The following is a 22,523-nucleotide window of genomic DNA, read 5'->3' as shown; positions in this document are numbered from 1 at the left end:
CGCTGTCCTTCACTTCGATCGGCCCTGCGATGTCGAACCGCTGCGCTGCCGGGGGCGGGTGACCCCGCCGTCCCCCCGCCGCTCGGGCTGCCCGGCGGAGGTCAGAGGCGGCAGCGGTGCCCAGAGTATCCGGCCCCACTTGCCCGGCGGCCTGGCGTGCAGCGCCGCGGCGGCGTCCGGCTCGGCCCTGGCGAACGAGGCGAGCATGCCCACCGTCGCCAGCGACACCACCAGCGAACTGCCGCCGGCCGAGATGAACGGCAGCGTCACGCCCGTGATGGGCACCAGGCCGATCACGACCCCGATGTTCAGGATCGCCTGGCCGGCCAGCCAGATCGTGGCCGCCCCGGCCCCCAGCCGGCGGAACGGGTCCGTCACCCGGCGGGCGATCCGCAGACCCGCGTACGTGAGGACCGCGAACAGGGCCAGCACCACCATGCAGCCGACGACGCCCAGCTCCTCGGCGATCACGGCGTAGATGAAGTCGTTGGCGGACTCGGGCAGGTAGCCCCACTTCAGGCTGCCGGCACCCAGGCCGACGCCGAACCAGCCGCCGTTGCTGATCGCGTAGTAGGACTGCATGGCCTGGAAACCGTCGGTGTTCTTCACCAGCTCCGGGTGCAGGAACGAGCTCAGCCGCGCGCCCCGGTACTCGTTGCCCACGAAGATGAGCACCAGCACCCCGACGACCGCGACCCCGAGCAGCAGGCCCAGGATCCTGGTCCGGACCCCGCCGATCCACAGCAGCGCGCCGAAGATGGTGAGCAGCGAGAGCATGGTGCCCAGGTCGTGGTAGCCGATCAGGGCCAGCAGCACGCCGGCCACCGGGAACAGCGGGACCATCAGCTCCTTGAGGTCGCCGAGCAGCTCGCGTTTGCGGACCAGGATCTCCGCGCCCCACAGCAACAGGGCCAGCTTCGCGAACTCCGCCGGCTGCACCTGGAAGGCCCCGACGTGCAGCCAGTTGGCCTTCTCGTCGACCGAGATCCCGCCGAACGCCAGCTTGCCCGCCATCTCGCCGCCGATGAGCATGAACAGCTGCACCGGGATGGCGATGGCGATCAGGACCGTGCCCACCGACCGGTACGTGTTCACCGGCAGCCGCTGGAACAGCCAGAAGCCGACGAGCCCCAGCAGCGCCCACATGCTCTGCTTGGCCACCACGGCGAACGAGTTGCCCGTGTCCTTGAACGAGTCGACCCCGGTCGCGGAGAACACCATGACGAGGCCGATCGCGACCAGCAGGCCGACGCTGGACAGGAGGAGATAGTAGGAGGCCAGGGGCCGCGACAGCAGCCCGCGCAGCGCCGCCAGGGGGCTGGTGGCCGGCCGCGGGGCCGTCACTGCCGCAGTCCCCTTACCGCGGTCTCGAACGCCGCGCCACGGGCCGCGTAGCTGGTGTACATGTCCAGGGAGGCCGCCGCGGGCGCGAGCAGCACGGTGTCCCCCGGCCGGGCCAGCCGCGCCGCCGCCGTCACCGCCTCCGCCATGGCCCCATCATCGGTCCTCGGCACATCGACGACCGGGACGTCCGGGGCGTGTCGCGCCAGCGCGTCGGCCAGCTCCGCCCGATCGACCCCGATCAGCACCGCGCCCGACAGCCGGCCGGCGACCGCCGCGACCAGGTCGTCGACGTCCACGCCCTTGAGCTGACCGCCGGCGACCCAGACCACCTTCGGGTACGACCGCAGCGACGCGTACGCCGCGTGCGGGTTGGTGGCCTTGCTGTCGTCCACGTAGAGCACGCCGTCGACGGTGGCCACCGGGGCGTTGCGGTGCGGCTCGGGGACGTAGCCGGACAGCCCGGCCCGGATGGCCTCCCGGTCCACGCCGTGCGCGAGGGCCAGGGCCGCGGCGGCCAGCGCGTTGGCCACGTTGTGCGGGCCGGACGGCTTCACGTCGTCGAGCACGGCGATCTCGTGCGCGTCTCCGTCCCCGATCCGGTCGATCAGCATGTGCTCGACGACGCCGAGGTTGCCCTGCCGGGGCGCGTCGAGGGTGAACCCGATCGTCCGGCCCTCGTGCGCGCGCAGCTCCCGGGCGACGTACGGGTCGTCGAGGTTGCCGACCGCGACCGGGCCGCGCCACACGGCCTTCTTCGCCGTCGCGTAGTGCTCGAAGTCGCCGTGCCACTCCAGGTGGTCGTCCGCCAGGTTCAGCCACGCGCCGGCGTGCGGGGCCAGGGTGCTCGACCAGTGCAGCTGGAAGCTGGACAGCTCCACGGCCAGGACGTCCAGGTCGCTGGCGACCGCGTCGACCAGGGGCACGCCGATGTTGCCGAGCGCCTCGGTGCGCAGCCCGGCGGCGCGCAGGATCGACACCAGCATCGTCGTGGTCGTCGTCTTGCCGTTGGTGCCGGTGACCGCGAGCCACGGGGCGGCGTCCGCCGGGCGGAGGCGCCAGGCGAGCTCGGGTTCGGAGTACACCTCGATGCCCCGGGATCGGGCCGCGACCGCCAACGGGTGGTGCGGCGGGAAGCCCGGCGAGACCACGATCTCGTCGACCCGGTCCAGGAGGTCCGTCGGCGGCTCATCGCTGACCAGCGCCTCGGCCCCCGCGGTGGTCAGCCGGTCGACCCACTCGCCAGCGGACCGGTCCACCACCGTGACGACCGCGCCCCGCCGGAGCAGGGCCTCGGCGGACGCGATGCCCGCGACCCGTGCCCCGGCGACCAGGTACCTGCGTCCTTCGAAACCCATCAGCCGTACGCCCTCAGGAAGTCGGAGTAGAAGACGCCCAGCGCGATGAGCACGCCGAGCCCCGCGATGATCCAGAACCGCACCACGATGTTGACCTCACTCCAGCCCTTGAGCTCGAAGTGGTGCTGCAGTGGCGACATCCTGAAGATGCGCTTGCCGGTGGTGCGGAACGAGATCACCTGGAGCACCACCGACATCGTGATGATGACGAACAGCGCGCCCAGGATCGGCGTCAGCAGCACGGTGCGGGTGGCCATCGCCATCCCGCCGATCAGGCCGCCCAGGCCCAGCGCGCCGGTGTCGCCCATGAAGATCCGGGCCGGCGAGGTGTTCCACCACAGGAAGCCGAGGAGCGCGCCCGCCGCCGCCGCGCCGACCAGCGCGATCTCCAGCGGGTCGCGGCTGACGTAGCAGTACGCGCCGGAGCGGGCGGCCGGGTAGTCCGGGCACCAGTGCCGGTACTGCCAGAACGCCATCATCGTGTACGCCATCAGCACCAGGATCGACGCGCCGGTGGCCAGGCCGTCCAGCCCGTCGGTGAGGTTCACCGCGTTGGACATCGACATGATCACGAAGATGAAGATCACGATCGCGGCGATCTTGCCTGTGTACAGCCAGTCGATGTCCCGCGACAGCGACAGGTACTCGCTGCCCACCGTCAACGTGAAGTCCTTGTAGCCGTGCACGGTACGCGGGAAGTTCAGCGCGATCACGCCGAACGTGCCGCCGACCGCGATCTGGCCGATCAGCTTGCCCTTCTTACTCAGGCCCGCCGAGTTCTTCTTCCGGACCTTGATCCAGTCGTCGAGGAAGCCGACGAGGCCGCAGCACACGAACAGTCCGACCAGGACCAGGCCCGTGATCGTGAACCCGTCGGAGCGGCCCTCCTTGCCCGGCATGTTCAGCAGCACCAGGTGACCGGTCACGTACGCGATCACTGTGGCCAGGATGAAGACCACGCCACCCATCGTCGGGGTGCCCCGCTTGCCCAGGTGGGTCTGCGGACCGATCTCCCGGATCGGCTGGCCGGCCTTGAGCGCCCGGAATATCCGCACCGCGAGCGGCGTGGTCAACAGGGACAGTACGAACGCGACGAATGCCGCTGCGATGACGGCCCTCACGCCGACAACCCTTCCCTGAGCGCGTCCGCGACCTGCCAGGTCCGGTACCGCGAGCCCTTCACCAGCACAACGTCACCGGGGCGCAGTGCCCCGCCCAACAGCGCGATCGCCGCCTCCTGGTCCGTCACCCGCACAGCCTCTCCTGCCCAGTCGGCCACCTCTTCGGCGCCGTCCGCGAGCGGACCGGCACCGTCGCCCACGGCGACCAGCCGGTCCACGCCCAGCTCGGCGGCCAGCCGGCCCACCGACCGGTGGCCGGGGACCTCCTCGGCGCCCAGCTCGGCCATGTAACCCAGCACCGCCCAGCACCGGCGCTTCCCGCTTCCGCCCATGTCGGCGAGCGCGCGCACCGCCGCCGCCATCGATGCCGGATTCGCGTTGTACGAGTCGTCGATCACCGTGACCCCGTCGCGCCGGTCGAACACGTCCATCCGTCTGGCGGAGACTAGTCGCAGCCGGGGCAGGATGTCACCCAGCTGTGCGGGCGTCATCCCCAGCTCCCGGCCCACGGCCGCGGCGACCAGCACGTTGCCCACCTGGTGCCGGCCCGCCACCCCCAGCGCAACCCGGACATCGCCCTCGGGCGTGACCAGGGTGAACGCGGCCCGGCCCCGCTCGTCGACCGTCACGTCGGCCGCCCGCACGTCCGCGTCGGCCGCCTCGCCGACCAGCACGACCCGCGCGCGGGTCCTCGGGGCCATCGCCCGGACCCGGGGGTCGTCGGCGTTCAGGATGGCCAGGCCGGTGTCCGGGAGCGCCTCGACCAGCTCGCCCTTCGCGGTGGCGATGTTGTCCTGCGAGCCGAACTCGCCGATGTGCGAGGTGCCCACGTTGAGCACCGCCGCGATCCGGGGCCCCGCGATCCGGCACAGGTAGTCGATGTCCCCGATGTGCCGCGCGCTGTACTCCAGCACCAGGAACCGGGTGTCCGCGTCCGCCCGCAGCACCGTCGACGGGTGGCCCAGCTCGTTGTTGAGCGAGCCTGCCGGGGCGATCGTCGGCCCCAGCTCCGCGACCAGCTGCGCGATCAGGTCCTTGGTCGTCGTCTTGCCGGAGGAGCCGGTCACGCCGACGATGGTGGCCCCCAGCCGCGGCGCCACGTGGGTGGCGAGCAGGCCGATCGCGCGCAGCGGGTCGTCGACCACGATCGTCGGCGCGTCCACCGGCCGCTGGCCGACCACCGCCACCGCCCCGCGTTCCACCGCCACCGGCGCGAAGTCGTGCCCGTCGACCTTCTCGCCAGGGAAGGCGAAGAACAGCCCGCCCGGCACGATCTTCCGCGAGTCGTGCTCCACCGGGCCGGTGACCAGGGCGTCAGGGTCGCCGCCGACGAGCGTGCCCTCCACCGCCCGGGCGATCTCGGCCAGGGTCAGTGCGATCATCGGGTACCCCCAGGGTGTCCGAACCGTTCGGCCAGCGCCGCCGCCAACTCGACCCGGTCGTCGAACGGCAGGATCTCGCCAGCGACCTCCTGGCCCTTCTCGTGTCCCTTGCCGAGCAGCGCGATCGTGTCGCCGGGCTCGGCGATCCGGACCGCCTCCTCGATCGCGGCCCGCCGGCCGGCGACCTCCACGCACGAACCGGATATTCCGGCGATCACCTCGGCCCGGATCACCGCCGGGTCCTCGGTACGCGGGTTGTCGTCAGTCACGATCACCACGTCGGCCCCGACGGCTGCGGCGTGGCCCATCACCGGCCGCTTGGCCCGGTCCCGGTCGCCGCCGGCCCCGATCACGCAGATCACCCGGCCGGCGGTCACCTCGCGCAGCGCCGCCAGGGCCGCGGTGATCGCGTCCGGCTTGTGCGCGTAGTCCACGACGCCGAGGACCGGCGCGGCCACGACCAGCTCCAGGCGGCCGGCCACCCCGGTACACGCGGCGACGCCGTCCGCGGCCACCGTGGGGTCCACCCCGGCCTCCACCAGCATCGCGATCGCCAGCAGCGCGTTGGCCACGTTGTGACGCCCCGGCAGGCGCACCCCGGCCGGCACCGGTCCGGCCGGGCCCACGGCCGTGAAGGTCTGCTCGTAGCCCTCGCCGGCGACGTCGGTGGCGTACCACGTCGCGTCCGTGTTCCCGGTCGCGGAGAACGTGACCGTGTCCTCGTCGACCAGCGACTTCAGGGCCGGGTCGTCGTGGTTGAGCACCGCGCGGGCCGAGCGGCCGTCGAACAGCTTCGCCTTCGACGCGAAGTAGTCCTCGACGGTCAGGTGCAGGTCCAGGTGGTCCATGCCGAAGTTGATGTAGCCGCCGACCGCGTACCGCACGCCCTCGACCCTGCCGAGCTTCAGCGCGTGGCTGGACACCTCCATCGCCACCGCCGTCACGCCGCGCTGCACGGCGCGGGCCAGCAGGGCCTGGAGGTCCGGGGCCTCCGGGGTGGTGCGGGCGCTGGCGATCACCTCGTCGCCGAGCCGGGTCTCCACGGTGCCGATCATGCCGGTCACGTGGCCGGCGGCGCGCAGGCCCGACTCGAGGAGGTAGGAGGTCGACGTCTTGCCGGCCGTACCCGTCACGCCGAGCATCAGGAGCCGGGAGCTCGGGTCGCCGTACACCCGGGCCGACACCGTGCCGAGCACCGCGCGCGGGTCGGGCACCACGAGGGCCGGCAGGCCCTGCTCGGCGGCCCGGTCCGCGCCGGCGGCGTCGGTCAGCACCGCCACGGCACCGGCAGCGCGCGCCTCGGCGAGGAACTCCGCGCCGTGGCGTCTGGCACCCGGCAGCGCCGCGTACAGATCACCGGGGCGCACCTCCGAGCTGGCGAGGGTCACGCCCGTGACCTGGGGGTTTTCGGGGACCTTCGCGCCGACCAGCGCGGCGAGATCCGCCAGCGGAAGAGGTCGGACGTTCTCAGGTCGTGGGTAGCCTGGCACGGCCCCGTACCCTACCCGCACCGGTCCGTGGCCCGACGCACCACCACGCCCGGCGTGATCTCCTCCGCACGGCGTTTTATCCGTGTAACACGAACTCTGGTGGATTTACTCCACTCGGGGGCACTCCGTACTTACGGAGCGTAAAGCTCATCACATCCTTGAACACCGACCCGCAGATCGAACTGCCCTCCTTGCCGGGCGTGTAGGTGAACACCGCCGCGACGAACCGCGGGTTCTCCGCCGGGGCCATGCCGATGAACGACTGCACCTCGTACTGCCGGTAGTTGCCGTTGAACGCGCCGGTGCCCGTCTTGCCTGCGACCCGGAAGCCGGAGATCGCCGCCGAGCGCCCGGTGCCGCTGTCCACCGTGGTCACGGCCTCCAACGCCGTCCGCAGCTCCTGCGCGTGGTTCGCGTCCATCACCCGGTGCTGGGCGGGCTTCGGGGCCTGCTTCACCTTGCCGTCCGGGCCGACCGTGGCCTTGAGCAGGTGCGGCTGCACGTACAGCCCGTCGTTGGCGATCGTCGCGTACGCCCCGGCCATCTGCAGCGGCGTCGTCGACACCCCCATGCCGATCGGGATCGAGCCCTCGCTCTCCGAGGTCCAGTCGGCCGGGTCCGCCACGATGCCGGGGGCCTCGTTCGGCAGGCCCACGCCGGTGGGCGCGCCCAGGCCGAACTTCTTCTGGTACTCGTACAACTTCTGCGGTCCCAGCTTCTCGGCGATGTGGATGGACCCCACATTGCTCGACCACGCCAGGATCCCCGGAATCGTGAGCTGCCCGGTGTAGGTGTGCGTGTCCTTGACCTCGAGCGTGCCCTTGTGAATCGACGGCGTGACCCCGATCGTGTCGGTGGGCTTCACGACGCCCTCCTGCAGCGCAGCGCCGATCGTGATCGCCTTGTGCACCGAGCCCGGGTCCACGACCTGCTGGGTGCACGAGTCCGGCGGCGGCACGCCCTGCGGGTTCGCCGCGTTGTACGTCGGGGTGCTCGCCATCGCCAGCACCTCCCCCGTCTTCACGTCGATCACCACCGCGCACGCGAACGCCGCCCCGACCTTCGCCGCGCCCTGCGTCAGCAGGTGCTGGGCCTGGAACTGCAGGTCCTGGTCGAGGGTCAACCGCACGTCCGCGCCGGGCCGGGCCGGGGTGGTCCGGCTGAACCCGCTAGGGATCACCTGTCCCGACCGGCTCGTCTCGAACTCCCGCCGACCGTCCTGGCCGTAGAGCACCTTGTCGTAGGCGAGCTCCAGGCCGAACTGGCCCCGGCCGTCCTGCCCGGTGAAGCCCACCATGTTCGCGGCCAGGTCGCTGCCCGGCAGCTCGCGGCGGGTGTCACGCGGGACGACGATGCCCTTGAGGTTCAGGCCCATGATCCGCTCGGCGGTGGGCACGTCGATGCCCCGCTGGAGGATCACGTACTGGTTCGTCGTACCGTCCTCGTGCTTCGTGGGCTGCAGCTTCGTCCACAGGTCCTTCCGCGACACCCCGAGCAGCGGGTACAGCTTGTCGGCCACCGCGCTGGGGTCGGTGATCAGCGTCGGGTCCGCGTACACGAAGCGGGCCTCGACGCTGTGCGCGAGCACGTTGCCGTCGCGGTCGAGGATGGCCCCGCGCGGGGCCGGGATCGGCAACTGGGTCAGCCGGTCGCTGAGCCCCTGGGCGGCGAACGCCGCGGCCTCGGTGATCTGGAGCTGGATCAGCCGGCCCCCCAGCACGGTGAACAACAGCAGCAGGAACGCGACGCTGAACCGCAGCCGGCGGCGCGGGTCGGCCGTCCGCTTGCGCCGGGAAGGGCGGGTGGAGTCCGTGGTGAAGAACGCGACCAGCTTGCCGAGCCGGCGCGGCGGGGCCGGGGTGCGCGGTCTGGGGTCCCGGCGGGGCTCGACGGCCTTGCGGGTCCCCCGGGCCCTCAGGGCGTCACCGGTCCCGGAGCGGTCCGCCCCGGTCCCCCGGTCAGCGGGCGTGCCCGGCCTGGCTGCCCGGTCGGCGGCCCTGTCGGCCGCCCGGCGGGGTCCGGCCGCGCGGTCGCGGGTGTGGGCCACCGGCTCAGCGGACCGGTTCTCATCCTCGGCACGACGACGCGCGCCGGAGTTCCGGCGCGCGTCCGTGGCCTCGTCGGCCTCCCGTCCCGCTTCCGCCCTGCGGCGCGGCCGGGGCGCGGCCGACGCGTCGGTGTCCCCGTCGGCCACGACGCGGAGCCGGGGACGCTCGGCGTTCTCCGCGTCCCCGGTCTCCTTCAGCGTCCGCCCCCGAGGGGTGTACCGCCGGGCATCGGAGATCGAACTCCGGTCCCGGCGGAGCGGCACCACGTTGTCGTCCCGCGGCTGCTCTCTGGGCCGGCCACGATCCGTTGCCACCGTGCTACCTCCTCGGCTGCCCTGCCGGCTGCGGAACGCCGAGGATCCGGCCGTCGGGCAGGGTGATGTACGCGGGTGTGCCGGCCGGCACCATGCCCTGGCGGGCGGCCTCGGCGGCCAGCGCCCCCGGAGCCCCCTTGTCCGCCAGCTCCTTGTTGAGCTGCTGCTCGGCCGTCTGCAGCTCCGCCTGACGCTCCCGCAGCTCGGTGAGCTTGAAGGCGTCCTCGTTGATCTGCATGTTCAGCAGGAGCAGGCCGACGATGCCACCCACGATGAGACCGAGGGTGAGCACCACGAACGGCATCCTGGCGACCATGACCGGGGCCGGCGGCGCCAGGCGCAGCGCGTCGGCCCGGGTCTGGGTCTCCTCCGGCGCCCGTTCGGGCTTGAGCGCCGCGGTGCCGACGGTGACCGGGTCGACGTCGACCCGACCGATCACCTCGACCTTCTTCGGGCTCTTCGGAGCCGCGGGCCCGCTCCTGGCACGCTTCGGAGCGACCGGCTCGAAGTCGAAGTCGGCGTCGGTGACCAGGGTCAGCTTGCGGTCCCCACGGCGGGCCGGCGCCGACCCGCCCGGGGCGGAGACCCCCGCCCGGGTCGGGCGTCGGGTCGAGGTGCCGGTGAAGTCGTCGTCGGATGGGATGTTGCGCGCGGCGGCGGTCATCAGGCCACCTCGCGTCGCTCGGCGTTGGTCATTGTTCCTCCCCTTCGCGGAACCGCCCCCCGGGGCTCCGCGTTGGCATGTGGGTACGACGTCCGTCGGCTCTGGTCGCCGCGGTGCGTCGTGCCGCCGATTCACGTATGCGTTCCGCGGCACGGAGCTTCGCCGAGGCCGACCGCGGATTACTCGCGATCTCGGCCTCGGTGGGCGGCTCCGCGCCCCGGGTCAGGAGCCGGAGCTCCGCTGCGCCCTCGGGCAGCTCGACCGGCAGGTCGAGCGGACTCGTCGAGCGGGACCGCTGCGTCAGCTCGCGCTTGACGATGCGGTCCTCCAGTGAGTGGTACGCCAGCACGGCTATCCGACCACCGACGGCCAGCGCTTCCAGCGCCGCCGGCATCGCCGTCTCCAGTGCGGACAACTCCTCGTTGACCTCGATGCGAAGGGCCTGGAAGGTCCGTTTCGCAGGGTGCCCACCTGTCCGACGTGCCGCGGCCGGAATCGACTCGCGCACCAGTTCGGCCAGGCGGGACGACGAGGTCAGTCGCTCACGGTCCCGCTCGCGAACGATCGCGGCGGCAACCCTGGATGCGAACTTCTCCTCGCCGTAGACGCGGAGGATGCGACTCAGCTCCTTGGCTGAGTAGTCGTTGACGATGTCCTCTGCGGTACGGCCCCGGGTCGGGTCCATCCGCATGTCCAACGGCGCGTCCTGCGCGTAGGCGAAGCCCCGTGAGGCCTCGTCCAGCTGCAGGGAGGACACGCCGAGATCGAAGAGCACGCCGTGCACCGCGTCGTAGCCGAGTCGGGCCAGGACGTCGGTGAACTCGTCGTACACCGCGTGCACCGGGCGGAACCGGTCGCCGAAGCCCGCCAGGCGCTCACCGGAACGCCGCAGCGCCTCCGGGTCCCGGTCGAGCCCCACGACGGTCAGCCGCGGAAAAGTCGTGAGCAGGGCTTCGGTGTGCCCACCGAGGCCCAGGGTGGCGTCCACGCAGACCGCGTCGCGGTCCTCGAGAGCCGGCGTGAGGAGGTGCAGAATGCGGTCGAGGAGGACGGGCACGTGTGTGCCCGGTGTGTGCTCCGCCGGGACCCCCCCGGGCCGACGTCGCGCTGCCTTGTCCTTCATCTCGCCCCCCATTCCTGCTCTTATCGGCTCCGTGCCGCGAGATTTCCTGGCGCCGGGGAAGTGGCGCCAGGCAATCTCGCGGCACGGTCACCGCGGCTCACCGGCCCGTGTGGCTACAGCCCCCCGGGCAACACCCCCTCCTCGATGTCAGCGAAGTCGTCCTCGCTGTCCTCGAGGTAGGACGCCCATGCCGCGGCGTCCCAGATCTCCACCCGACTGCTCGCCCCGATCACGACGAGCTCCCGGTCCAGCCCCGCGTAACCGCGCAGGTGGATCGGGACCGTGACCCGGCCTTGCTTGTCGGGCACCTCGTCGTGGGCGCTGGCGAAGAACACCCGGCTGTACGCCCGAGCCGCCTTGTGCGTCATGGGCGTCTCGTGCAACTGCTCCGCGATCCGCCGGAACTCGGCCATGGGAAACACGTAGAGGCAGCGTTCCTGCCCTTTCGTGATCACAAGACCTCCTGCGAGCTCATCGCGAAACTTCGCCGGGAGGATCAACCGACCCTTCTCGTCCAGCCTCGGGGTGTGTGTGCCGAGAAACATCGGCCCTCCCCCCGGACGGAGCGGTCAGCAGGGCCTCCCGACCCCACCAATGCGCTCCACCATACTCCACTTCCCTCCACCTGCAACGGCGAAACGGCGTACATCGATCCTGAAGAGGGGGTAAACACCCAGGTCAGAGGGGGTGGAGTGAGGTGGAGGGCAGAACGGTTCCGCCGGTTGCGGTCGGCTAGTCGACAGCGTGTCGCGCCTTCACAAACCCCCAGAAAACCCTGGATTTCAGCCGGTTCGAGACTCCACGAGGGGGGCTGTCAATCCGTCGGTGGAGGGATGTGGAGGGGTCCGGAACGCCGCGACGCCCGGCACGAGGAGGACGACGTAGGAGAAGAACACGATCGCGACCGCCGACCCGACGGCGAGCGCCGGCACCCCGACGAGGGTCATCAGGACCGGGGTCAGCGCGAGCCCGACCGGATTGAGGACGAACGTCAGCAGCGAGTCCAGCGAGAACACCCTGCCCTGCATCTCGGCCGGGAACTCCCGCTGCAACGCCACGGTCCACAGCGCGAAGAACACCGAGATGCCGGCGGCGCCGAGCAGCTGGGCGACGGCATAGGCCCAGAGGGGCACCGGCAGGGCCAGGAACAGGCACATCGGCGCGAACAGCGCGACGGCGTGCATCGCGGCGACCCCGGGACGGCGCGGCTTCCACCTGAGGATGAGCAGACCGCCGAGAATGCTGCCGACGCCCTGGCAGAAGGCCAGCGTGCCGTAGCCTCCGGCCCCGTAGCGGTCCAGCGCCACGATCGGCAGCAGCACCATGAACGGGGCGAAACCGGCCACGACCTGCACCGTGCCCTGCGCCATGATCACCGCGACCCAGGGCCGGCGCCACACCGCGCGGATCCCCTCCACCGCGTCGCGGACCACGCCCTGGGCCTCCTCGGACCGCGACACCCGGGGCAGCCGGATCGCCAGCAACGTGACGATCGACACGGCGAAGGTGGCCCCGTCGACGGCGAAGGCCCACCGGGCGCCGGCCGTGGCGACCAGCACGCCGGCGAGCGCGCCGCCCACGGCGAACGCGCCCTTGTTGGCGACGCCCTGCAAGGCGTTGGCCTGCCGGAGCTGCTCGGGCTCCAGCAGCTGGGCGAGCGAGGCCCGGAACGCCGGGGTGTACAGGGCCGCGCCGATCCCGCCCACCACGGACAGCGCGCCCAGGCCGGCGATCGGGATCCGGCCGGCGAGCAGCAGGTAGCCGACGACCACGCCGAGGCGGAGCGCGTCGGCGACGGCCATCACCGTGGTCCGGGAGTACCGGTCGGCGATCACGCCGCCGAGGAGCATCGGGACGCCGTAGCCCAGGGAGTAGCAGGCCAGCGCGATGCCGAAGCCTGACGGGCCGTAGTGGTGCAGGACCAGGGCGGACATCGCGATCGGCGTCATCCCGTCGCCGAGCACGCTGACCGCCTGGCCCAGCCAGAAGATCATGAAGCGTCGGTTCGCCAGAAGATCACGCACGGTGGTCACCCTCCGGGTTGATCGGGCCGCGCGCAACCCGATTACTCTGGGCGGGTGAACACCGAACCGGTTCCCCTTCCGCTGCGAGCCAAGCTGGCCACGACGCTGTTGAAGAGCGCGGCGGCCCTGTCCCGGGCCACGGGCCGGGGCGACGGGTCCGTGATCGGCGGCCGGGTCGGCCTGAAGGTCGAGCCCCAGCTGCTGGCCATGCTCGCCCGGGGCAAAGAGGTCGCCCTCGTCAGCGGCACGAACGGCAAGACGACGACCACCCGGTTCATCGCCGCGGCGCTCGGCGCGCTGGGCGAGGTGGCCACCAACAGCTTCGGGGCGAACATGCCCACCGGGCACACCACGGCGCTGGCCCAGTCGACCGGCGCGCCGTACGCGGTGCTGGAGGTCGACGAGCACTACCTGCGGGGCGTGCTCCCGCAGACCACGCCCCGGGTGGTGGCCCTGCTCAACCTGTCCCGCGACCAGCTCGACCGCGCGATGGAGGTCGGCATGATGGCCGAGGCGTGGCGCAAGGCGCTCGACGGCGTCTCGACCCACATCGTGGCCAACTGCGACGACCCGATGATCGTGTGGGCGGCGTCCACGAGCCGCGAGGTGACCTGGGTGGCGGCCGGGCAGCGCTGGCAGGAGGACTCCTTCGTCTGCCCGAACTGCGGCCGGCACCTCGACCGCGACGGCGTGCACTGGGCGTGCCCCGGCTGCCAGCTGCGCCGGCCGACCCCGACCTGGTCGCTGGACGACACGGACGCGGTGCTCGCCCCGGACGGCAACCGGTACGAGGTGACGCTCCAGCTCCCCGGCCGGGTCAACAAGGCCAACGCGGCCACGGCGCTGGCGGTCGCCGCCCGGTTCGGGGTGTCCCCGGCCCAGGCCCTGCCCCGGATCGCGCAGGTCGCCTCGATCGCCGGGCGGTACGCGACGGTGGTCAAGGGCGAGCACGTCATCCGGTTGCTGCTCGCGAAGAACCCGGCCGGCTGGCTGGAGGCCCTCGACATGGTCGAGCCGGGCTGCCCGGTGCTGCTCGCGATCAACGCGCGGGACCCCGACGGGCTGGACACCTCGTGGCTGTACGACGTCGACTTCTCACCGTTGCGGGGCCGGCGGGTGCTGGTCGCCGGGGACCGGGCGTACGACCTGTGCGTGCGGCTCGACATCAACGAGGTGCCGTTCGAGCACGTGCCGAACTTCGGGACGGCCCTCGACAGGACCGGCAACGGCCGGCTCGAAGTGATCGCCAACTACACAGCGTTCCAGGACATCCGGGCGGAGCTTGACCGTGTCAACTGAGGCCATCCGCATCGTCTGGGTCTACCCGGACCTGCTCTCCACGTACGGCGACCGGGGCAACCTGCTCATCCTCGACCAGCGGGCCCGTCGTCGCGGCCTGCCCGTCGAGGCGGTCGGGGTCAACTACGACCAGCCGCTGCCCGACAGCGCCGACATCTACCTGCTCGGCGGCGGCGAGGACCGGCCCCAGGTGCTCGCGGCGGAGAAGCTGCGCGCCGACGGGGGGCTGCACCGCGCCGTGTCCCGAGGGGCCGCGATCTTCTCGGTGTGCGCCGGCTACCAACTGCTGGGGACGAGCTTCTACGGCAACGGGGAGCGGTACCAGGGACTGGGTCTGATCGATCTTTCCTCGGACCGGGGCGAGACCCGCGCCGTCGGCGAGCTCGCCGGCGACGTCACCCCCGAGCTGGGGCTGCCGCCGCTGACCGGCTTCGAGAACCACGGCGGGCGCACCCACCTGGGGCCGAACGTCCGGCCGCTGGCGTCGGTGAAGCACGGCGTCGGCAACGACGGGACCACCGAGGGCGTGTGGTCGGGCCGGATGATCGGCACGTATCTGCACGGTCCGGCGCTGGCCCGCAACCCGGCGCTCGCCGACCTGCTGCTGTCCTGGGTGGTCGGCCGGCAGCTTCCGCCGCTCGACGACGAGTGGCCGACGAAGCTGCGCGGCGAACGCCTGGCGGCGCTGTCCTAACGCTCTTGATCTGACCTTGGTGGCCCGCTGAGGGCGGGGCTGGCAAGCGGCTCGGGAAGGCGCTGGGGCCCGCCCCGCGCCTTCCCGAGCCGCGCCGTCCAGCGTCGTCCTCAGCGGGTCCTTCCCCGGGCGCGGAGGGCGAAGACGGCCGCGAGCAGCGCCGCCCCGCCCATCGCGAGCCCCGTCGTCGTCAGCGCCTCGGAGCTGACGTGCGTGCGGACCAGGGTCAGGTACAGGGTGCCGATCGTGGCCACCCCGACCACCTGCCCGAGCTGGGTGACCATCGCCAGCAGCCCGGCGGCCTCCCCGGCGTCGGTCACCGGCATGTTCCGCAACGCCGCCGCCATCATCGGCCCGAACGCCGCCCCCAGCCCCGCGCCGATCCCCAGCCCGGTGAGGGCCAGGTCGTACCAGGCCGTGGCGTGGCCGGTCACCGGGCCGAGGGCCGCGAGCGAGCCGGCGGCGACCACGAGGCCGCCGAGCGTCATGGCGGCGTGCCACCGGGCGGGTACCCGCCGCCAGTTGAGGCTGACGGCGGCGAACGCCGCGGCGCCCGGGATGAACGCGACCCCGGCCATCATGGCGGTGAAGCCCCGGCCGCCCTGCAGGTGCAGGGTCTGGGCCAGCAGGAACGCCGCGTACGTGCCCGTCTGGGCGAAGATGCTCGCCGCGGCAGGCACGAATCCGGGCACCCGCAGCAGCCGGCCCGGGACCAGCGGGGCCGCCGAGCGGCGCTGGAGCAGCGCGAACAGCCCTAACACCGGCACGGCCGCGGCCATCGAGACCCAGCCCCACACCGGCCAGCCGTTCTCGTGCCCGAGGACCAGCGGCACCACGAGCAGCAGCACGGCCGGGGACAGGGTGAGCACGCCCGCCAGGTCGAGCCTGCGGTCCCGGTTGCCGGCCCCGGCCGGCATCAGCTTCAGCGCGGCGACCAGCAGGGCGACGCCGAGCGGGACGTTGACGAGGAAGACCGGCCGCCAGCCGGTACCGAAGAGGTCTGCGCTGACCAGGACGCCGCCGACCACCTGGCCCACGACGGCCCCGCCGGCGATCACCGCCGAGTACAGGCTGAGCGCCTTCGCCCGCGCCGCGCCCTCGAACGACCGCTGGATGACGCCCAGCACCTGCGGCACCATCAGCGCGGCCCCGGCGCCCTGGACGATCCGGAAGGCGATCAGCGAGGCCTCGCCGCCGGCAAGCCCACAGGCCAGGGAGGCGAGGGTGAACAGGGCCAGGCCGCCGGTGAACGCGCGGCGGGAGCCGAGGATGTCGCCGAGCCGGGCCCCTGTGATCAGGAGCATCGCGTACGCGATGGTGTAGCCGGCGATGATGAGCTGCAGGCCGGAGCCGGACGCGCCCAGGTCGGTGCGGATCGCCGGCACGGCGACGTTGACGATGGACACGTCGAGGATGGCCATGAAGAGTCCGGCGAGGACGGTGGCGAGCAGCCAGCCGGTCCGGGCCGTGGTACCCGGCCGCGCGGCCGGGGCGGTGAGGGTCGCTGTCATGGGATCCAGGCTCCGCCATTCCTGGTACCGGTAACGAGAGCCTGGTTATCCTGGTACCAACACCACCTGGCACGGCTCCCCACCACCACGCATCATGGTGGCATGACGACCCGCCGCACCGACCTCGCAGCGTTCCTGAAGACGCGCCGCGACCGGATCAGCCCCGAGACCGTCGGCCTGCCACCGGGCTTCCGCCGCCGGACGCCGGGGCTGCGCCGCGAGGAGGTGGCCCAGCTCGCCGGGGTGGGCGTGACCTGGTACACCTGGCTGGAGCAGGGCCGGCCGATCAACGTCAGCGCCCAGGTCCTCGACGCGATCGCCCGCACCCTGTGCCTCGACCAGGCCGAGAAGCTGCACCTCTACCGGCTCGCCGACGTCCCCTCGGTGCCGCCGCTGCCGGCCGACGACGTCGCCGTGCCCCCGCCCGTCCAGCTGATCCTCGACGGGCTGGCCCCGCTCGCCGCGAGCGTGAACAACAGCAGATACGACCTGCTGGCCTGGAACGACCCCTTCGAGTGCCTGTTCCCCAATCTCGTGCGGGCCCCGGTGGAGGAGCGCAACGCGCTCTGGCAGTCCCTGGTGTGCCGACCCTCGAACAGCCCGTTCGTGAACCGCGACGCCGAGCTGCCGAAGATGGTGGCCACCCTGCGCGCCGGGTACGGCCGGCACGGCGGCGAGCCGGCGTGGACCGACTTCATCCGCCGGCTGAGCGACCGCAGCTCCGAGTTCGTCCGGCTGTGGGCGGCGCACGACGTCGCGGACAACGAGCCCCGGGTCAAGCTGTTCCGGCACCCGAGGACCGACGGCGAGATCCGGCTGCACTCGACCGGCATGGCCCTCACCAGCCCGCCGGACACCCGGATGGTGGTGTACACCCCGGTCGACGAGGAGAGCGCGGTGCGGCTGGCGTCCCTGGACAGGTCCCCGCTGTTCTGATCCTTCACTTCATCGAACACCGGCGATATGCTCCCCTCGGCTGTCTATAGTGGACAGACTGACCGAGGAGAGCCCGATGACCCGAACGATCCTCACCCGACTGCTCGCCGGCCTCACGCTCGTGGCCGCCACCGGTGTGGCCACCCTGACCGGCGCGACCCCCGCCCAGGCCGCGTGGTGCGGCGTGATCGAGGGCGACGTCGTCGTCGATCCGCCCGTGCTGAGCGCGTCCGGCTACTACACCTGCTCCAACGGCGCGGACGGCTCGGCGTACTACCGGTTCGAGCGGCTGAACTACGACAGCACCTGGATCACGGTCGGCACGCCCGGCTACCACGCCAGCTACACGTGCGTCGGCTCGGCCGACAACGCGTACCGGATCTGGCAGCGGACCCCGTCCGGCTGGTGGGTCGGCGGCGTCTACCACATCGCCTGCGGCTAGACCCCGCCCCGGAGAGGCCACGAAGGCCTCCCCGGGGAACCCGCTAGACGACGACCGAGACCATCCGACCCTTGACCACGATGACCTTCTTCGGGGTACGACCGTCCAGGCTGGACGCGATCTCCGCCAGCGCGGCGGCCTGCACCTCGGCCTCCGGCAGGTCGGCCGCCACCTCGATCCGGCCACGGACCTTGCCGTTGACCTGCACCGGGTAGGTCACCGTGTCGGCGACCAGCTGGGCCGGGTCCGCCACGGGGAAGTCCACGTAGGACAGCCCGCCGTCGTGGCCCAGCCGGGTCCACAGCTCCTCGGCCAGGTGCGGCGCGAACGGCGACACCATCAGCACCAGCGGCTCCACGACCTCGCGGGGCGGCACGGCCAGCCCGGTGACGTGGTTGGTCAGCCCGATCAGCTTGGCGATCGCGGTGTTGAAGCGCAGCTCCGTGGTGTCGCCGCGCACGCCGTCGATCGTCTTGTGCAGCAGCCTGCGGGTCTCGTCGTCGGCCGGGGCGTCGCCCACCCGGATCTCGCCGGACTCCTCGTCGATCACCAGCCGCCACACCCGCTGCAGGAACCGCTGCGCGCCGACCACCGCCCGGGTCTCCCACGGGCGGTTGACGTCCAGCGGGCCCATCGACATCTCGTACACCCGGAAGGTGTCCGCGCCGTACTCCTCGCACATGCTGTCGGGGGTCACCACGTTCTTCAGGGACTTGCCCATCTTGCCGTAGCTGCGCCTGACCTCCTCGTCCCCGAAGAAGTACTTCCCGTCGCGCTCGACGACCTCGGAGGCCTCGACCGGGAACTCGCGGCTGTCACGGAACACGTAGGCGTCGACGTAGCCCTGGTTGAACAGCCGGCGGAAAGGCTCCTTGGCGGAGACGTAGCCCAGGTCGTGGACGACCTTCTGCCAGAATCGCGCGTACAGCAGGTGCAGGACTGCGTGCTCGACGCCGCCGACGTACAGGTCCGCGCCGCCCGGGTCGCCCTCGGACCTCGGACCCATCCAGAACTCTTCGTTCTCCGCGCCCACGAACGCCTCGGCGTTGGCCGGGTCCAGGTACCGCATCTCGTACCAGCAGGAACCCGCCCAGTTGGGCATCGTGTTCGTCTCACGGGTGTACGTCTGCACGCCGTCGCCCAGGTCCATCTCGACCGTGATCCAGTCGGTGGCCCGACCCAGCGGCGGCTCCGGCGAGCTGTTCGCGTCGTCGGCCTCGAACGTCTTCGGCGAGAAGTCGTCGATCTCGGGCAGCACGACCGGCAGCATCGACTCGGGGACCGCGTGCGCGAAGCCCTCGGCGTCGTAGACGATCGGGAACGGCTCGCCCCAGTACCGCTGGCGGCTGAACAGCCAGTCGCGCAGCCGGAACGTGGTCGCGCCGACCCCGCGCCCGGTCTCCTCCAGCCAGGTGATGATCCTCGCCTTGGCTTCGGCGACGGCCAGCCCGTCCAGGCTGACGGCGGGGCCACCGGTGAAGCCCTCGGGTGTGGCGCTGTTGATCGCGACGCCGTCGCCGGTGAACGGACCGTTCTCCCAGTCGGCGGGCGGCTGAACCGTGCGGACGATCGGCAGGCCGAACGCCTCGGCGAACTCCCAGTCCCGGGTGTCCTGCGCCGGCACGGCCATGATCGCGCCGGTGCCGTAGCCGGCCAGCACGTAGTCCGCGATGAAGATCGGCACCTCGGCGCCGTTGACCGGGTTGGTGCCGTACGCGCCGGTGAAGACGCCGGTCTTGTCCTTGCCCTCGGTCTGGCGCTCCAGGTCGCTCTTCGTCGCCGCGAACTTCCGGTACGCCGCCACGGCCTCCGCCGGGGTCGCGTGCCCCCCGGTCCACCGCTCACCGACGCCCGTCGGCCACGCGTCCGGCACCAGCGCGTCGACCAGCTCGTGCTCGGGGGCCAGCACCATGTACGTCGCGCCGAACAGGGTGTCCGGCCGGGTGGTGAACACCCGGATGTCCCCGGCCGGGGAGGCGAAGTCGACGTGCGCGCCCGTGGACTTGCCGATCCAGGTGCGCTGCATCGTCTTGACCGACTCGGGCCAGTCCAGCGCCTCCAGGTCGGTCAGCAGCCGGTCACCGTACGCGGTGATCCGCATCATCCACTGCTTCAGGTTGCGCTTGAAGACCGGGAAGTTGCCCCGCTCGGAACGACCCTCGGAGGTGATCTCCTCGTTGGCCAGCACCGTGCCCAGGCCCGGGCACCAGTTGACCGGCGCGTGCGAGACATACGCCAGGCGGTGCTCGTCGATCGCCTGCCGGCGCTCCCCCGCGGACTTCTCCGCCCAGCCCGGCTCGGCCGACAGCTTCTCGACCAGGGTGTCGATCGGGCGCGCCTTGTCCTGCTCCGGGTCGTACCACGAGGTGAAGCACTTCAGGAAGATCCACTGGGTCCAGCGGTAGTACTCCGGGTCCGTGGTCGCGAACGAGCGCCGCTCGTCGTAGCCCAGGCCCAGCCGGCGCAGCTGCTGCTTGTACCGGATGATGTTGCGGTCCGTGGTGATCTGCGGGTGCGTGCCGGTCTGCACCGCGTACTGCTCCGTCGGCAGCCCGAACGAGTCGAAGCCCATCGGGTGCAGCACGTTGAAGCCCGCCATCCGCTGGAACCGGGAGTAGACGTCCGTGGCGATGTAGCCCAGCGGGTGCCCGACGTGCAGGCCGGCCCCCGACGGGAACGGGAACATGTCCAGGACGAACAGCTTCGGGGCGTGCGCGCGCGGGTGGGCCGGGTCCGCCAGCTCGCCGGTCGGGTTGGGCGCGTGGAAGGTGCCGTTGGCGGCCCAGATCTCCTGCCAGCGCAGCTCGATGTCCTGGGCCATGGCCGCGGTGTACCGGAAGGCCGGGGTGTCTGTCTCGCTCATTGTCTCCACCTGTGGATTGCGGTCGGACGTGTCGTCGCGCCCGGTCCCCGGGCTTCGGGCATAAAAAAACCCCTCACACAGGAGGGGGCGCCGTGCTGGTTGGACCCGTCAGCACGGCTCGCTAAGGAGCAGGAAGAACCCGGTCATGATGGCATCATAGCGTGGAGGGTCAAACCGACGGCGACCCAGTGGCGATCATGGACGAAACCCGACTAACGTGACGGGGAGGACGAACAGGTGTCCGAAGAACTGCACGCCCCCCGAGACGAGGACTTCGACATGGCCCTGGCGCTCGAGCACTACCTGAGCGACGGCATGACTCCGGAGGAGTACGACTCGCTCCCGCTGGACGGCGTCCGCCGCGAGCTGATCGATGGAGTTCTGCACGTGACCCCGAGCCCGACCCACGCACACCAATCCCTTGCGATGCTGCTGGGAGCGGCCCTCTTCCAAACCGCGCCGGCCGAATTCCACGTGACCCAAGGTGTCGAGATCAAGCTCGCGCCACGGCTGCGCTACATCCCGGACATCCTCGCGGTGAAGGCCGAAGCGGTCGCCGGTCGCACCAGAGCCCAGTTCGAGGTGCACGAGGTGCTGCTCGCTGTCGAGATCGTCTCACCGGGCAGTCGGAGCATGGATCGCATCCTGAAGCCCCGGCACTACGCGGAATACGGCATCCCGTGGTTCTGGCGGATCGAGACCGAGGACGGGCTCCTCATCACCGCCCACGAGATCGACCCCGCCACGGGCATCTACGTCGAGATCGGAAAGTTCACCGATCACCTCACGCTGGACGCTCCGTGGCCCATCGACCTCGACCTGGCCCCGCTCGTCCGCGCAGTGGACCTCTAGGGCACCAGGCGGGGGCCGAGGTTCGGGGACGCCGGGCGTTCCATGTACGTGTGGTCCGGGGCGCGGAAGCCCAGCTTCGCGTACAGCGGGTGCATGTCGGACGTGTGCAACATCCAGCGGAAGTCCGCCCCCGGCCCCTCTTCGAGCATCTTGGTGACCAGCGCCCGGCCCAGCCCCGCACCCCGGTGCTCGGGCTCGACGTACACGTCGCCGAGGTAGGCGAGGGCTTCGCCGTCGGAGGTCGCCCTGGCGAAGCCGACCATCCGACCCGACTCCCGTTCGTAGACGCCGACGAGCCGCCAGGCGCGGTCGAGCTGGCGGTCGAAGACCTCGCGGGTGCGCCACCGGCCCCAGTACGCGTGCTGGGAGAGGAACGCCCAGGCCGCGTCGCGGTCGATCCGGGCCGGGTCGTCGTCGATCTCGTACGCGCTCACGTGACCAACCTAGCGGTACGCCGACATCGCCGCCTGCGCGATCTCGTGCTCGGCGGCACCGAGGATCGCCCGGAGCATCGGGTGCAGCCCGGCCGACACGGCGGCGAGGTGGCCGTTGGGCAGGCCGTCGAGGAACACCCGGCTCTCCAGCCCGACGATGCCGACGATGGCGCACAGGGCCGCGTCGGCGACCGGGACCTCGTCCGGGCCGCGCAGGGCGTAGCGCAGCCGGGCGCGGATCCGGACGGCCATCTCCGGGTCGACCGGCTGGATCCGGGTGACCGGGACCAGGCCCAGCCTGCGGGTCTGCACCTTGCGGAGCAGACCCGAGGCCGTGAGCGCACCGGAGATCCGGTCGTAGCTGTCGGAGGCGACGGCCCGTAGCCAGTAGTTCGGCGTCTGGTTCGCGCCGGCGAAGATCGCGCCGAGGGCGCTGTCCGCGACGGACAGGTTGATCGGACGCCGCTCGTAGCCGATCACCCGGCCCTCGCTGACACCGATCCTTCCCGCGAGCATGAGTTCGATCAGGACGGCAGTAGCCAGACCGACACTCAGCGAGGGCAGATGGACGTACGGTTTGCCTTCGCTGGAGTGGGCCAGCAGGTACAGGTCATCGCCTAGGGGCAC

General features: G+C 71.6%; 19 protein-coding genes. 5 read left to right on the top strand and 14 right to left on the bottom strand.

The window, feature by feature from the left end; genetic code table 11:
• Positions 1-9: 9 nt before the first annotated feature.
• The 10 genes from IW245_RS36580 to IW245_RS36535 all read right to left on the bottom strand — a co-directional run bounded on the left by IW245_RS36580 (position 10) and on the right by IW245_RS36535 (position 12,865).
• Positions 10-1,344: an FtsW/RodA/SpoVE family cell cycle protein gene (locus tag IW245_RS36580; RefSeq protein ID WP_197007649.1), complete on the bottom strand. Its 1,335-nt coding sequence runs from the start codon at positions 1,342-1,344 to the stop codon at positions 10-12.
• Entirely contained in the window at positions 1,341-2,699 is a 1,359-nt protein-coding gene (gene murD / locus IW245_RS36575) for a UDP-N-acetylmuramoyl-L-alanine--D-glutamate ligase (protein WP_197007648.1), read from the bottom strand. Before murD ends, IW245_RS36580 begins: the two co-directional genes overlap by 4 nt.
• Positions 2,699-3,820, bottom strand: coding sequence for a phospho-N-acetylmuramoyl-pentapeptide-transferase (gene mraY / locus IW245_RS36570; RefSeq protein ID WP_197007647.1), 1,122 nt, complete (start codon positions 3,818-3,820; stop codon positions 2,699-2,701). The genes murD and mraY overlap by 1 nt, the downstream gene beginning before the upstream one ends.
• Positions 3,817-5,202, bottom strand: coding sequence for a UDP-N-acetylmuramoyl-tripeptide--D-alanyl-D-alanine ligase (locus IW245_RS36565; RefSeq protein ID WP_197007646.1), 1,386 nt, complete (start codon positions 5,200-5,202; stop codon positions 3,817-3,819). The genes mraY and IW245_RS36565 overlap by 4 nt, the downstream gene beginning before the upstream one ends.
• Positions 5,199-6,692, bottom strand: coding sequence for a UDP-N-acetylmuramoyl-L-alanyl-D-glutamate--2,6-diaminopimelate ligase (locus IW245_RS36560; RefSeq protein ID WP_197007645.1), 1,494 nt, complete (start codon positions 6,690-6,692; stop codon positions 5,199-5,201). The genes IW245_RS36565 and IW245_RS36560 overlap by 4 nt, the downstream gene beginning before the upstream one ends.
• A 76-nt stretch (positions 6,693-6,768) precedes the next feature.
• Positions 6,769-9,054 (bottom strand): peptidoglycan D,D-transpeptidase FtsI family protein, encoded by a 2,286-nt coding sequence (locus IW245_RS36555; protein WP_267920127.1) that lies wholly within the window; start codon positions 9,052-9,054, stop codon positions 6,769-6,771.
• A 4-nt stretch (positions 9,055-9,058) separates the two neighbouring features.
• Positions 9,059-9,718: a cell division protein FtsL gene (ftsL, locus tag IW245_RS36550; RefSeq protein ID WP_197007644.1), complete on the bottom strand. Its 660-nt coding sequence runs from the start codon at positions 9,716-9,718 to the stop codon at positions 9,059-9,061.
• Between the two features lie 28 nt (positions 9,719-9,746).
• Positions 9,747-10,841 carry a 16S rRNA (cytosine(1402)-N(4))-methyltransferase RsmH gene (gene rsmH, locus IW245_RS36545; protein ID WP_197007643.1) on the bottom strand — a complete coding sequence of 365 codons (1,095 nt, stop codon included), beginning with the start codon at positions 10,839-10,841 and terminating at the stop codon, positions 9,747-9,749.
• Between the two features lie 113 nt (positions 10,842-10,954).
• A complete protein-coding gene (gene mraZ, locus IW245_RS36540; RefSeq protein ID WP_197007642.1) occupies positions 10,955-11,386 on the bottom strand; it encodes a division/cell wall cluster transcriptional repressor MraZ in 432 nt (143 codons plus the stop codon).
• A gap of 237 nt (positions 11,387-11,623) precedes the next feature.
• The gene (locus IW245_RS36535) at positions 11,624-12,865 is read right to left on the bottom strand and encodes an MFS transporter (RefSeq protein WP_197007641.1); all 1,242 of its coding nucleotides are present in this window, start codon (positions 12,863-12,865) and stop codon (positions 11,624-11,626) included.
• Positions 12,866-12,919: 54 nt separating this feature from the next.
• Between IW245_RS36535 and IW245_RS36530 the strand changes: the two genes are divergently transcribed.
• Together IW245_RS36530 and IW245_RS36525 are read left to right on the top strand one after the other, a co-directional pair.
• Positions 12,920-14,164 carry a Mur ligase family protein gene (locus tag IW245_RS36530; RefSeq protein ID WP_197007640.1) on the top strand — a complete coding sequence of 415 codons (1,245 nt, stop codon included), beginning with the start codon at positions 12,920-12,922 and terminating at the stop codon, positions 14,162-14,164.
• Positions 14,154-14,858, top strand: coding sequence for a type 1 glutamine amidotransferase (locus tag IW245_RS36525; RefSeq protein ID WP_197007639.1), 705 nt, complete (start codon positions 14,154-14,156; stop codon positions 14,856-14,858). The genes IW245_RS36530 and IW245_RS36525 overlap by 11 nt, the downstream gene beginning before the upstream one ends.
• Positions 14,859-14,968: 110 nt before the next feature.
• Here the strand turns inward: IW245_RS36525 and IW245_RS36520 are convergent, their stop codons facing one another.
• On the bottom strand, positions 14,969-16,369 hold the full coding sequence (locus tag IW245_RS36520; protein ID WP_197007638.1) for an MFS transporter: 1,401 nt from the start codon (positions 16,367-16,369) through the stop codon (positions 14,969-14,971).
• A 102-nt stretch (positions 16,370-16,471) separates the two neighbouring features.
• Here IW245_RS36520 and IW245_RS36515 point away from each other — a divergent pair, with 102 nt between their 5' ends.
• Both IW245_RS36515 and IW245_RS36510 read left to right on the top strand, forming a co-directional pair.
• Entirely contained in the window at positions 16,472-17,305 is an 834-nt protein-coding gene (locus tag IW245_RS36515; RefSeq protein WP_197007637.1) for a helix-turn-helix transcriptional regulator, read from the top strand.
• Between the two features lie 76 nt (positions 17,306-17,381).
• Positions 17,382-17,747, top strand: coding sequence for a hypothetical protein (locus tag IW245_RS36510; RefSeq protein WP_197007636.1), 366 nt, complete (start codon positions 17,382-17,384; stop codon positions 17,745-17,747).
• Between the two features lie 43 nt (positions 17,748-17,790).
• Here the strand turns inward: IW245_RS36510 and leuS are convergent, their stop codons facing one another.
• Positions 17,791-20,610, bottom strand: a complete 2,820-nt coding sequence (gene leuS, locus IW245_RS36505) for a leucine--tRNA ligase (RefSeq protein WP_197007635.1) — start codon at positions 20,608-20,610, stop codon at positions 17,791-17,793.
• 237 nt (positions 20,611-20,847) lie between these two features.
• Between leuS and IW245_RS36500 the strand changes: the two genes are divergently transcribed.
• Positions 20,848-21,462: a Uma2 family endonuclease gene (locus IW245_RS36500; protein WP_233473184.1), complete on the top strand. Its 615-nt coding sequence runs from the start codon at positions 20,848-20,850 to the stop codon at positions 21,460-21,462.
• Here IW245_RS36500 and IW245_RS36495 read toward each other — a convergent pair.
• On the bottom strand, positions 21,459-21,896 hold the full coding sequence (locus IW245_RS36495; RefSeq protein WP_197007634.1) for a GNAT family N-acetyltransferase: 438 nt from the start codon (positions 21,894-21,896) through the stop codon (positions 21,459-21,461). The genes IW245_RS36500 and IW245_RS36495 overlap by 4 nt on opposite strands.
• A 9-nt stretch (positions 21,897-21,905) precedes the next feature.
• Positions 21,906-22,523 carry a GOLPH3/VPS74 family protein gene (locus IW245_RS36490; protein ID WP_197007633.1) on the bottom strand — a complete coding sequence of 206 codons (618 nt, stop codon included), beginning with the start codon at positions 22,521-22,523 and terminating at the stop codon, positions 21,906-21,908.

The sequence above is a fragment of the Longispora fulva genome (genome assembly GCF_015751905.1).
In the GTDB taxonomy this organism is placed as follows: domain Bacteria; phylum Actinomycetota; class Actinomycetes; order Mycobacteriales; family Micromonosporaceae; genus Longispora; species Longispora fulva.
Note: the sequence above shows the minus strand (reverse complement) of the source record. Positions and strands in the feature narration are given on the sequence as shown.